Origin of the sequence: Gemella sp. 20925_1_85 (genome assembly GCF_041433735.1) — a bacterium.
GTDB lineage: Bacteria > Bacillota > Bacilli > Staphylococcales > Gemellaceae > Gemella.
In genome coordinates this window covers 63,018-75,587 of record NZ_JAPWCC010000008.1, presented here as the reverse complement: position 1 = coordinate 75,587, position 12,570 = coordinate 63,018, and the positions used below count along the sequence as shown (strand labels likewise).

Below are 12,570 nucleotides of genomic sequence, written 5' to 3'. Positions count from 1 at the left end.
GATCTTTAGGTACTATTTCTGATAATGTCATTAGTATTATTTCATCTTTGATATTTTCTACTTTATTAAACATACTAAAACCTCCTTTGTATACTTATATTATACCATTTTAAGGATTTTATTTCAGTTAAAAAACAGGCTGTTGACCTATTTGTCAACAGCCTGACTTGATTAAAATATTTAATCAAGCCAAATCTTCTTCTATCTAGACAAGAACGAGAAGAATCCACTTATTATCGCTACATTAAAGAAGTCTATAAATAGTGCCCCTACTATAGGCATTACAAAGAATGCTATGTGCGAATGTTTGTACTTATCACAGACACTTTGCATATTTGCAATACCATTTGGCGTTGCTCCAAGTCCAAAACCTACATGTCCTGCAGATAATACTGCTGCATCATAATTTCTACCCATAAATCTAAATGTTACAAAGTAAATAAATACCCATGCTAAAAGCGCTTGTGCAAGTAATAATACTGCTAGTTGACCCGCTACACTACTTAATTCCCATAATCTTAAACTAATCATTGCCATTCCAAGGAATAAATTCAACGAAACATCTTCTAAAATATGTACTTCTTCGTAGTGTAAATCAAATTTAGTTGTATTATCAGATATATTTCTTAAAATAGCCGCAACAATCATCGGTCCTATGTAGTTGGGAAAGTTTAAAAACTGATTTAAAAATGTAGAAACATAACTACCTATAAACATTGATAATAAAATTAAAAAGAATGCTTTAGCAAAATTCTCTCCATCAAGTTTTTTTACATCATTATTAAAAAGAAATTCATCATTTCTCACTTTTTCATTATCAACTTTCTCCGCTACAACTTCTAGTTTCTTTCCTTTTATTAACCTATTAGCTAATGGCCCACCTAAACTAGATCCCGCTATAAGTCCAAAAGTAGCTGCTGCAATGGCTACACTCTTTGCTCTAGTATGCCCTAACTCTTCTACTATTGGTGCCATCGCTGCTGCAGTACCGTGTCCACCTGTCATAGCAGTCGATCCAGTTAGTAATGCTATTAAAGGATCTACACCTGTTAAATACCCTACACCTACAGCTACAACATTTTGAAGTATTACTAATACTACAGCCATAATAAGGAACATAACTACTTTTTTCCCACCAACTTTCAATAATCTCCAACTTGCATTGAAACCAATACTTGTGAAGAATAAAGTCATAAAGAAACTCTGTAACGTATTGTCAAATTCAAAAATAACTAAATTAGTTTTCCTTAAAATTAAATTTACTATAGCAAATAGGAAACCTCCAACAACTGGAGATGGAATACAGTAAGTTTCAAAAAATTTAACCTTTTTCCTTAAGAATCTTCCTAGAATTAATATAATAACTGCCAATCCGACAGTTTGAATCATATCCATTTTAATATTAAACATACTATCATCCTTTCTTACTTAATGTTTTTTTTAAACAGAATAATACTGTTTAGTATTAACTATTAATTACTATTATATTTTCAAATTACATAATTTAATATTACATTTAACTGGTGTTTTTTTCAATATTATGTAAGATTTTATAACGCAATATAATAAATATTACTAATTTAACGAATAAAGATGAACCTATAAAAGTTCATCTTTATTTATTAAAAAATTGGTTTTAAAAATTCTGACCAAGTCTCATAATTTTCTTCTGCTTTGGCCTCTTCCCCTGTCATCCATTTTATAACAAGAGTATCATCTTCCTTAACTTCTACACGTTGTTTATCTACTTTACACTCATAAACAACGCCTACATGGACTTGCCCAACTTCTGTCTTATCATCATTTATTAGACCAATAAAATGTAGGTTATTTAAAGCTTCTTCTTCTGAAACTCCAACTTCCTCATTTAATTCACGTGCGGCATTAATTTTTAACATTTCAAAAATTGTTTTTCCTTCAACTTTATTCATATGTCCACCAATACCAACAGATGCTTTTCCGTGCAGTCTCGTTTCTCCTCCACCAACTAAACGTTTGTAAACTAGTACCTCACCTGTTACTTCATCTTTAAGAAGAACATAACCTATTAATTGCTTATAATTTGGATCTTCTTCCATATCACCACGACGTTTAACTTCATATGATTCAAATGTATCAATAATTTTCTTAGTTTTTTCATCATTTTTTTCTATAAATCCATAGAAATGATTTTCTTCATTATTAAATAATTCTTTTCTATTAACTACTAGTATTTGTTCATCCCACTTACTCATTGTTCTTCCTCACTTCTTTTATTTTGCTTGATAAGTACCTTCTTTTAATTCCTTAGCTATCTTAGCAATTTTTCGGAACCTGTGATTTAAACCAGATTTTGATAATTTTCCATCCTCAATCATTTCTGCTATTTCTTTTAGCGGATATTCTGGATACTTAAGTCTTGCTTCTGCAACAACTCTAAGTTTCTCATCAATATTATCAAGTCCGATTCTTTCCTCTATTATGTTAATATCCTCAACCTGTTTTGCTGAAGCATTAACAGTCTTATTCATATTAGCCATGTCACAGTTTTGCATTCTATTAACCGAGTTATTAATATCTCGAACAATTCTTTCATCTTCAAATTGGAATAAAGCTTGAAAAGCTCCAACTAAGTTAATAAACTCTGCTATTTTTTCAGATTCTTTAATATAAACTATAAAACCTTTTTTTCTTTCAAGACTTCTAGCATTCAATTTATAACTATTTAAAAGCTCATTTAATTCCTTATTATGTTCTTCGTAAGAAGAGAAGATTTCCATATGATAACTAGAAGTACGAGGGTTATTAATAGATCCTCCTGCTAAAAATGCTCCACGTAGATAAGCTCTTTTCTTCTCATCAGTATCAATTAATTCTTTTGCTATGTCTATTCTCATTGTATAGTTATCATTTAGTATATATAAATCAGTTAAAATTTCTTTTACATTTTGATCTAAACGACAAATGTATACATTATTTTTCTTCAATTTCAATTTCTTTCTAACAGAAATATTTACATGAACATCATAGAAAAACTTTATTAATGAAAACATTCTTCTTGCTATAGAAGCATTTTCTGTTTGAAAACTTAAACTTAACCTACCGTTTGATATGTTCAGTACACCATTCATCTTTATTAAGGCTGATAACTCTGATAAGAATTCTCTATCTTTTGTTATTTCTATTAAAGTTAATTCTTTCTTCATATCTGAAGCGTATGACATAAGTTCCCTCCTTATCCTAATTATTTTTTGTAACTTATATATTTTATCATGATACCTTCAATTTAACAACTCATTTGAGTTAAGAAATGAGTTAATATACAATGTACATTAACTCATTAATTCTAATATTCTATTTTTATTTTCTTCATTAACTTCGATACGCTCTTTAATGCCTTCCTTGTCAAAATAAAGAACCTCATCTGAAATCTGACATAAAAATTCATAATCATGTGTAATTATGAATATCACAACATCATTCTTGGCTATTTCTTCAATCAAGCGACTTAGTTCAATCATATTTACATAATCTAGACCGCTAGTTGGTTCATCAAAGATTAGTACTTTTTTATTTGATAAAAGCGCAGAAGCTATAGCAACTCTTTGCTTTTCTCCACCAGATAAAGTATTCGGGTGCCTATCTAAAAATTTTCTAATGTTTAATCTATCTACAACTTCATCAAATAACGATAAATTATCGCTACCTAACTTAATTTCTTTTTCTACCTGATTAGTAAATAATTGATAGTTAACATCTTGCATTACTTGGAATGCATTTTTTACTAAACCTTTATTATTTAGATATTTTTCATCTAATTTAATTTTATGTTTTGATTTATGCAGACCGCATAGAGCATTAGCAAAAGTTGTTTTCCCACAACCATTATCCCCAATAATAGTATAGATTTTCGAAGCTGCGAAACTTTCACTTTGGAGTTCAATTTTCCTATCATGAACTTTATATTCAAGTCTTTCGATATTTAAAAAGTCTTCTTTAAAATTTCTATTTTCTTTATTACCTAGCTCTACTTTAGATAAATCAATTTGTCTAGTATGACAAGCTCTACTATCAAAATCTGATAGCTGTTCTTTAGTAACTTCATGGAGCAATTTACCATCTTTAATAATATACATTCTATCGATTAAATCTTTTAGATAATATATTCTATGTTCAGCAACAACTATAGTTTTACCTTTTTTCTTCAATGTTTCGATTATTGATGAAATAAGCTGTATCGACTTCAAATCTAGGTTACTAGTTATCTCATCTAGAACATATACATCAGCATCTAACATCATACTTGCCATAAAAGCTAGTTTTTGTTTTTCTCCGCCACTTAGTTCTAAGACGTTTCTTTCCAAAAGATATTCTGCAGAAAATTCTGATATCACTTCATCAATTCTACTTTGTATCTCTGATTTAGAATAACCATAATTTTCCATACTAAAGGCAAGTTCACTCGTAGAATCAAGATTAAAGAACTGATTTTTAGGATTTTGAAAAACACTTCCTACTACTTTTGAAAAATCTTTTAATTTGTCTCCAATATTAAGGTGAGCTACTTTTAATTCACCACTGTATCCACCATCAAAAAATTCTGGTGCTAATCCATTTAAAACTCGCAAAATGGAAGTTTTTCCACAACCACTAGCACCAGTAAAAAGAATACATTCACCTTTTTTTATATTAAGTGATAAATCTTCAATATTTAATTTTTCTGATTCAATATATTTATAATTAAAATTTTTAAATGTTATCAATTTATCACCTCATATACATAATATAACAAAAAGCACTTGCTATGACAATCATAGTTAAATAATCAATTTTATTGAACTTTAATTCGATATAACTACTTGGTTTCTCTTCATTATCTATTCCTCTACATAAACAGGACACCGATAGCTCATTTGCTATATTGGTACTTATTATTACATAAGGAACAAATACATATTCAAAGAATTTAATTGGATGAAGTAAGTAGTAACCCCTACTTACTCCAATTCCTTTCATTCGTAATGAATTCTTTATTAACTTATAATCTGTAAGTAACACTGGGAAAAATCTATATAATACTGCTAGCACTATAATCATTTTCTTTGGTAACTTTATGCTTCTCAAAAAGCAGATCAGTTCTGAAACTTTTGAACTACTTACTAAAGCCATCCCTGCACATAATGGGAAATACAACGTCTTAAACATTAATGCAGTTAATAATAAGAAACTGTCAATAACCTGTAATGTAACTGTATGAGCAAAAAATACTTCATATGCAGTAAAGAATAAATATATTCCAAAAAATCTACTCATTCTCTTAAAATTAGAACTAATTCCTAAGTATATTGAAAAACATAGTGCTACTAAAAGGTGAACAGGTATTGTCATCATTTTAAACATTAGTATATTTGCAATAACTAATATAAAAATCTTGGTTCTAATATCTAACCTTAACATTCTATAGTCCTGCTTTATTAAAATTCTTAAAGTATAATTTTCTTCCTAGATATGTCCCAATTATTGAGAATATTATAGTAAAGACAACTATAAAAATAAATGTCTTCATATCTGTACTACTCATTACTAGATTTATCTTCTCATCTGAGTAATTTCTATTTTGAAGATGTTTGACGTATGAATCTTTCATAAAGAACATTGGTAAAATAATCCCAATATTTCCTAGATTAAAGAATAGGTATGATAAATATTCATTTCCATATCTGAATGCAATCTCCGCTAAAACTGCTGCAAAGATTAATACTATTCCACCCACTACCGAGTGACCAGAAACAGTCATAAAAATACCAATTATCGCAATCATAATAAATATAGCCATATTTTTATTAATCTTGTTAAAAATTAAACTATATACACTACCACACACTAATGCAGCTGTTATTGAAGTGTATGTTGCAAAATAAACTTTACCTCCAAATATAACAGATGTCAAAAGTGTAGAAATTCCAATACCTACTGCCATTACAAGAATTAATAAAATTGTATAGAGACCTAAGGTGATTAAATCTTTTATTTGTAAGTTCTTGTTATCTTCTTTATTTATATATTTTAATTCTGTCATCGATTACCCCACTATATTTTCTTAAGTTCATCTAGAGCAACTTTATAATTTGGCTCTTCACCAATTTCTTCTAATACTTCCTTATAGCGGATAACTCCTTCTTTATCAAGTACAAAAACAGCTCGAGTTAATAATCCTAATTCTTCTACTAGAAGACCATTATTATTTTCGAAGTCACGATACTTATAGTCAGAAACAGTAATTGCATTATTAATTTCTTTATCAGCGCAGAATCTTCCTAGGGCAAAAGGTAAATCTTTTGAAACTGTAATAACTACAGTATCTGCTAAATCTCTTACTTCTCTATTGAAATTAATTGTCTGTAAAGCACAAACCCCTGTATCAATAGATGGGAATGTGTTGATAATTACATTTTTCCCTTTATAATCTGATAATTCAAATTCTGATAGAGTCTTTGTTACAGCTCTAAAGTTAGGGAAAATATCCCCAACATTTAATTTATCTTCAATAGTTACTGGTGTACCCTTAAAGCTTATTGTTTTCTTCATAATTTATACCTCTTTATTTTATAATTTTTTATGATAAAAGTATCTACACCTAATGATAACATATTTCAATTAGAGTTGAAAGTTTTTTTAATAATTTACCGGTATTTTAAGCATATTTTATATAAATATATTATAATTTTATGATATAATAATTATTAATAGTGTGTGAAAGGATTTTTTTTATGTCAAAAGAACTAAAAGAAAAAGTAGTTGAAACAAATACTACAGATTCGACTGAAGAAAAAGATAATTCAATATCTTTTTTTGGTCGTTTAAAAAAGCAAATAAAAACTTTTAATTTTAAAAATAATGAATCTACTACTTCTATTAATAATCAAGATCAACTTGATGAATCAACTCTAGAAAAGGAACTTCGTGAGAAAGAAAAAGAAGTAAAATTAAAAGAAAAAGAATTAAAACAACGTGCACTTGAACTAGAAAAAGCAAAGAAAAAATTTGAAGAACAGCAGCGTAAAATAGAAGAAGAACGCAAAAAAAATGAGATTGCACGCGCCGAAAGAGAGCGTCTTGAAAAAGAGCGTATTGAAAGAGAAAAAGAATTAGAACGTCAGCGTATTGAAAGAGAAAAAGCTGAACAACGTGAAAGAGAGCGTCTTGAAAAAGAACGTATTGCTCGCGAAAAAGAATTAGAACGTCAACGCATCGAAAAAGAAAAAGCTGAAAAGCGTGAAAAGGAACGTCTTGAAAAAGAACGTATTGCTCGCGAAAAAGAATTAGAACGCCAACGTATCGAAAAAGAAAAAGCTGAACAACGTGAAAAAGAACGTCTTGAAAAAGAACGTATTGCTCGCGAAAAAGAACTTGAACGTCAACGTATCGAAAAAGAAAAAGCTGAACAACGTGAGAAAGAACGTCTTGAAAAAGAACGTATTGCTCGCGAAAAAGAACTTGAACGTCAACGTATCGAAAAAGAAAAAGCTGAACAACGTGAAAAAGAGCGTCTTGAAAAAGAACGTATTGCTCGCGAAAAAGAACTTGAACGCCAACGCATCGAAAAAGAACAGGCTGAAAAAAGAAAAAGAGAATATAGAAGAAAAGAAAAAGAATTCCAAATATTAGAAGATAAAAAGAAAATAGAGTTTTTACAAAAAGAAAATGAAATGAGAGAACACGAAAACACTTTACTTTCATTACAAACAACATTAATTTCTTTGGAAGATAAAATCGAAGAGAAAAAATTAACTATTGCAACTCTTAAAAATAGAAAAGCCGATAAAGAGAAAATAACTTTAGAGGAGAAAAGATTAAATAGTTTAGTAGCTCAAAAACAAATTACTCAAAAAGATATAGCCTCTGAGAAAAAGATTATTGAAAAAATTCAAAAAAACTTAGATATTGAGTATAAACTTGATGGTCTAAAAAAAGAAATACATAGTATAAAAAAAGAAGTAATAAATGAAGATGAAACTGCATTTAAAGTTAAATACATCGATAATAATGTAAGAAATATCTTCGTAGTATCTCTAATATACATTAAAACCTATATTGCTAAAAAAGTTTTTAGACAAAAAGTTGAAAATTACGATCAAATTAAAAAAGTATCAAAAAATATTAAAGTAAGAATTGCTACATCACTTATCTTAGCAATAATACTATCACTTTGCTTCTTAGTTACACTTAAGTTCATTTCTTCAGCTAAAGAGCACTATGTAAGCTTTGGAGAAACTAATACTACTGCTGTAGATACTACGGAAGAAATGAAGAAACAAAAAGAAGCTGAAGAAAAAGCTAAAATTTTAGAAGCACAAGAGAAAGCCGAGGCTGCTCGTATTGATTCTGATGCTCAAGATGAAGAAATCACTGCTAAACTTGCTGGAACTTTCACTTCATATTCATTTGATGTAGATCGTCAAGTTACAGTAAACAAGAAAATTCATGCTTTTAAATCAGCTAGTTGGTCAGATCAAGGTGAAGTTATTGAACCTGGTACTAAACTAACAGTGAACAAGATTGTATCCCCTGCTGGGTATTTAATGTATCAAATTTCATCAGGAAATCTACAAGGTCAATTTATCACAGCCAATGAAAAATTCGTATCAGTAGATTCTAAGAACGATGAACTTGAAAACTTTATTTCTCGTCCAGTAGCGATTAAATTCTTAGCTACACAAAATGTATATTCTGATGAAGCAGCAAGCAAAGTTAGAGTTACCTTTGGTAATGGTGCACAACTTAATATTAACGGTATCGGAATTAATAACAACAGATTAATTTATCATGTATCTGATGGATCATTCGTACCTGTTAATCCAGTTCGTGTAATTGAGGTTAATAGAGAAACGCCTAAGACTAAAAACATAGATAGTAATGATAATAAAAACGCCTCTAACTCTCAAAGCAACCAAAGAACAACAAGATAATTAATTTAATCCGCCTGAGGAGATTCCCCAGGTGGATTATTTTGTACACTTAAATAGTTTCAAATCCCTAAAAAAAGAGAATATAGTTTTTACTACATTCTCTTTACATATTATCTAATTTCTGCTCCGTTAGGAATTTCAGCGTTAATTTCAACTACTCTTAAGATACCGTCTTTTTCTGCTGATAAAATCATTCCCTCACTTAATTCTCCACATAATTTAACTGGTTTTAAATTAGCTACTACAGCTACTTTTTTACCTACTAATTCTGCTGGATCATAGTATTTAGCAATACCAGAAACTATTTGTCTTTGGTGATTTCCTAAATCAAGTTTAAATTTCAATAATTTTGAACTCTTCTTAACTTTTTCACATTCTAATACTTCTGCTACTCTTAAAGAAGTTTCAAAGAATTTATCAATTGTAATTTCTTCAGCAAGTTCAACATAAGTATCTTCATTTTCTTCTTTAGATTCTGTTTCTAAGTTCTCAAGCGCCTTTGGTGACATTTGTTCTTTAATGTACTCTACTTCCACTTCTTTATCAAATCTTGGGAAGATTGGAGTTGGTTTTTCTACAACTTTTACAGTTCCATCGAATACACCAAAAGTTTTAGCAGATTCAAACACTAATAAATCTTCTCTAATACCTAATTGTTTAGCAATTTCTGTTGGTGCTTTTGTTAAAGCAGGTGCTATTAAAATTGTAGCTATACGAAGACTTTCCGCTAAGTAGTTCATTACTTTATCTAATTCAGGTTGATTTGCTTCATCTTTTGCTAAAATCCAAGGTGTAGTTTGGTCGATATATTTGTTAGTTCTAGAAATAAATTTCCACACTGATTCTAACGCTTTAGAAAACTGCATGTTTTCCATGTATTCTTCATATTCTGCAATAACTTCTTTTGATAAAGCTATTAATTCTTTATCGAATTCTGTAGTTGGTTCAACAAATTTTGGAATTACTCCACCACAGTATTTATTAATCATAGAAATAGTTCTATTTAATAGGTTTCCTAAGTCATTTGATAAATCTGAGTTAATTCTATCGATAAAACTTTCTGGTGTGAAAATACCATCTTGTCCGAATGGAACTTCACGTAGTAAGTAATAACGTGCTGAATCTAAGCCATAACGCTCTATTAACATGTACGGATCTACTACGTTACCTTTAGACTTACTCATTTTACCATCTTTCATTAATAACCAACCGTGAGCGAAGATTTTCTTAGGTAAAGGTAAATCTAATGCCATAAGTAGTATTGGCCAATAAATCACGTGGAAACGTACAATTTCTTTACCAACTACCTGTACATCAGCTGGCCAGTATTTGTTAAATAGTTCTTCACTTTCTCCAGTTGCATAACCTAACGCTGTAATGTAGTTAACTAAAGCGTCAATCCACACATATACAACGTGTTTTGGATTAGATTTTACTTTTACTCCCCAATCGAAAGTTGTACGAGTAACAGCTAAGTCTTCTAATCCTGGTTTAATAAAGTTATTAAGCATTTCATTTTTTCTGCTTTCAGGCAAGATGAATTCTGGGTGTTCATCATAATACTTAACTAATCTATCTGCATATTTACTCATTTTGAAGAAGTAACATTCTTCACTAACTAATTTCACTTCGTTTCCACTTGGTGCTATTCCACCAATCATATTTCCTTCTTCATCTCTGAAAACTTCTTGAAGTTGAGTTTCCGTGAAATATTCCTCATCACTAATTGAATACCAACCTTTGTATTCTCCAAGGTAGATATCTCCTTTTTCAACTAATTTATCAAAAATTTCAGCAACAGCTCTTTCATGATAATCATCTGTTGTACGAATAAATTTGCTATAGTTAATATCCATAGCTTCCCATAAATTTTTAATATCCTTAATCATTTCATCAACATAAGCTTGTTCTGAAATACCTTTTTCTTGAGCTTTTTGTTGAATTTTTTGACCATGTTCATCTGTACCTGTTAAAAAGTATGTATCATATCCACTTAATTTTTTATATCTTGTTAAAGCGTCACACGCTACTGTTGTATACGCATGCCCTATGTGTAAGTTACCACTTGGGTAATAAATAGGAGTTGTAACATAAAATGTTTTTTTAGTCATCTTACAACCATCCTCACTTTCATTTCAATTTTTTAGTTAATATACATTACTATTGTACCATATATTTGAGGCTAATGCATGATTTTTTATCATTTTTTTCAAATTTCAAAATACTTTTATATAAAAAAAGATATAACTCTTTTATACTACAAAATAAATATTAAACACTATTTAAATAATCATTATTTAATATCTACCTCAATAATATTATCCAAACAAATATCCAGATCAATATTGCGTAATAGAGTTATATCTTTATTATTTTTAAAAAATCATTGTTATTTTATTTTTTTGCTAATTTAGCAATTTCAACTATTGTATCTGCAGCTTTTTCCATATGTTCTAAACAACTAAATTCATATTGTCCATGGAAGTTTTCTCCCCCGACAAAGATATTTGGAGTCGGTATACCCATATACGAAATTTTAGAACCATCTGTTCCACCACGAATCGGAATAATAATAGGTGTTACCCCTACATTTTTTATAGCTTGCTCTGCTACATCGACACAACGTTTATCTTTTTTAATTACATCTCCCATATTGTAATATTGATCGAATAAATCATATTCCACAACATTACCATATTTTTCATTAATTTTCACTGCTACTTCTTCAGCAAATTTCTTACGTGCTTCAAATTTTTCTTTATCATGGTCACGAATTATATAAACCATTTCTGCTTCTTCAATTCTAGCTTGCATATTGTGCAGTAAATAGAATCCTTCATATCCTTCTGTGTGCTCAGGAACTTCTTTCTCTGGGAACAATGAGGCTAATTCTGCAGCAATCGTATTAGCATTTTTCATTTTACCTTTTGCGGTACCAGGATGAACACTTACTCCAGTAATTTTATATGTGATTTGTGCAGCATTAAAGCTTTCATATTCAAGTTCACCAAGAACTCCACCATCCATAGTGAACGCATAATCTGTTGCAAACCCTTTAGCATCGAAATGATCTGCTCCACGCCCTATCTCTTCATCAGGACCAAATGCAATACGAATATCACCATGTTCAATTTCAGGGTGTTCACTTAAATACTTAACAGCTTCCACTATTTCAGTAATTCCAGCTTTATCATCAGCACCTAGTAAAGTCGTCCCATCCGTAGTAATTAAAGTTAGACCTTTATAGTTACTTAAATTTGGAAACTCAGCTTTACTCATTACAACATTTAATTCTTTATTTAAAACAATGTCCTCACCATCATAATTCTCAATTACTTGTGGATTAATACCTTCAACATTGAAATCTGCAGTATCTACATGAGAAATAAATCCAATTTTATCGTATGGTTTATCAGTATTTGCAGGTAATGTTGCAGTTAAAAACCAGTTTTCCTCATTTAATTCTATATCACTAAGATTCAATTCCTCTAATTGTCCTTTTAACATACGTAAAAAATCTTTTTGCTCTGGAGTAGATGGAATCGTCGTACTAGCAGCATCAGATCTAGTTTTAAAATTAACATATCCTAAGAAACGTTCTAACATAGTTTCATATTTCATT

Annotated in this window: 10 protein-coding genes; 1 reads left to right on the top strand and 9 read right to left on the bottom strand. The window is 29.7% G+C overall.

What is annotated here, in order from left to right; genetic code table 11:
* Window positions 1-201 precede the first annotated feature (201 nt).
* The 7 genes from gltS to tpx form a co-directional block, all read right to left on the bottom strand.
* The gene (gene gltS / locus O3884_RS04335; protein WP_371451941.1) at window positions 202-1,410 is read right to left on the bottom strand and encodes a sodium/glutamate symporter; all 1,209 of its coding nucleotides are present in this window, start codon (window positions 1,408-1,410) and stop codon (window positions 202-204) included.
* Window positions 1,411-1,622: 212 nt separating this feature from the next.
* Window positions 1,623-2,234 (bottom strand): NUDIX domain-containing protein, encoded by a 612-nt coding sequence (locus tag O3884_RS04330; protein WP_371451940.1) that lies wholly within the window; start codon window positions 2,232-2,234, stop codon window positions 1,623-1,625.
* Window positions 2,235-2,252: 18 nt separating this feature from the next.
* Window positions 2,253-3,203 (bottom strand): DNA-binding protein WhiA, encoded by a 951-nt coding sequence (gene whiA / locus O3884_RS04325; protein WP_060914380.1) that lies wholly within the window; start codon window positions 3,201-3,203, stop codon window positions 2,253-2,255.
* A gap of 108 nt (window positions 3,204-3,311) precedes the next feature.
* Window positions 3,312-4,742 carry an ATP-binding cassette domain-containing protein gene (locus O3884_RS04320; RefSeq protein ID WP_371451939.1) on the bottom strand — a complete coding sequence of 477 codons (1,431 nt, stop codon included), beginning with the start codon at window positions 4,740-4,742 and terminating at the stop codon, window positions 3,312-3,314.
* Between the two features lie 4 nt (window positions 4,743-4,746).
* Window positions 4,747-5,436 (bottom strand): energy-coupling factor transporter transmembrane component T, encoded by a 690-nt coding sequence (locus O3884_RS04315; RefSeq protein WP_371451937.1) that lies wholly within the window; start codon window positions 5,434-5,436, stop codon window positions 4,747-4,749.
* 1 nt (window position 5,437) lies between these two features.
* The gene (locus O3884_RS04310) at window positions 5,438-6,058 is read right to left on the bottom strand and encodes an MptD family putative ECF transporter S component (RefSeq protein WP_371451936.1); all 621 of its coding nucleotides are present in this window, start codon (window positions 6,056-6,058) and stop codon (window positions 5,438-5,440) included.
* An 11-nt stretch (window positions 6,059-6,069) separates the two neighbouring features.
* Complete coding sequence (tpx, locus tag O3884_RS04305; RefSeq protein ID WP_371451934.1) at window positions 6,070-6,567, bottom strand: thiol peroxidase; 498 nt, start codon at window positions 6,565-6,567, stop codon at window positions 6,070-6,072.
* A 182-nt stretch (window positions 6,568-6,749) separates the two neighbouring features.
* Between tpx and O3884_RS04300 the strand changes: the two genes are divergently transcribed.
* On the top strand, window positions 6,750-8,948 hold the full coding sequence (locus O3884_RS04300) for a DUF5776 domain-containing protein (protein WP_371451933.1): 2,199 nt from the start codon (window positions 6,750-6,752) through the stop codon (window positions 8,946-8,948).
* Between the two features lie 110 nt (window positions 8,949-9,058).
* On the opposite strand, the gene metG is transcribed toward O3884_RS04300, so the two are convergent.
* Together metG and pepT are read right to left on the bottom strand one after the other, a co-directional pair.
* Complete coding sequence (gene metG, locus O3884_RS04295) at window positions 9,059-11,059, bottom strand: methionine--tRNA ligase (protein WP_371451931.1); 2,001 nt, start codon at window positions 11,057-11,059, stop codon at window positions 9,059-9,061.
* Window positions 11,060-11,342: 283 nt separating this feature from the next.
* Entirely contained in the window at window positions 11,343-12,569 is a 1,227-nt protein-coding gene (gene pepT, locus O3884_RS04290; RefSeq protein ID WP_371451929.1) for a peptidase T, read from the bottom strand.
* Window position 12,570: the final 1 nt, after the last annotated feature.

Coding starts and splice junctions, on each gene's coding strand:
- O3884_RS04330 (WP_371451940.1), bottom strand. CDS start 2,234: ATGAGTAAGTGGGATGAACAAATACTAGTAGTTAATAGAAAAGAATTA.
- tpx (WP_371451934.1), bottom strand. CDS start 6,567: ATGAAGAAAACAATAAGCTTTAAGGGTACACCAGTAACTATTGAAGAT.
- gltS (WP_371451941.1), bottom strand. CDS start 1,410: ATGTTTAATATTAAAATGGATATGATTCAAACTGTCGGATTGGCAGTT.
- O3884_RS04310 (WP_371451936.1), bottom strand. CDS start 6,058: ATGACAGAATTAAAATATATAAATAAAGAAGATAACAAGAACTTACAA.
- O3884_RS04300 (WP_371451933.1), top strand. CDS start 6,750: ATGTCAAAAGAACTAAAAGAAAAAGTAGTTGAAACAAATACTACAGAT.
- O3884_RS04315 (WP_371451937.1), bottom strand. CDS start 5,436: ATGTTAAGGTTAGATATTAGAACCAAGATTTTTATATTAGTTATTGCA.
- pepT (WP_371451929.1), bottom strand. CDS start 12,569: ATGAAATATGAAACTATGTTAGAACGTTTCTTAGGATATGTTAATTTT.
- metG (WP_371451931.1), bottom strand. CDS start 11,059: ATGACTAAAAAAACATTTTATGTTACAACTCCTATTTATTACCCAAGT.
- whiA (WP_060914380.1), bottom strand. CDS start 3,203: ATGTCATACGCTTCAGATATGAAGAAAGAATTAACTTTAATAGAAATA.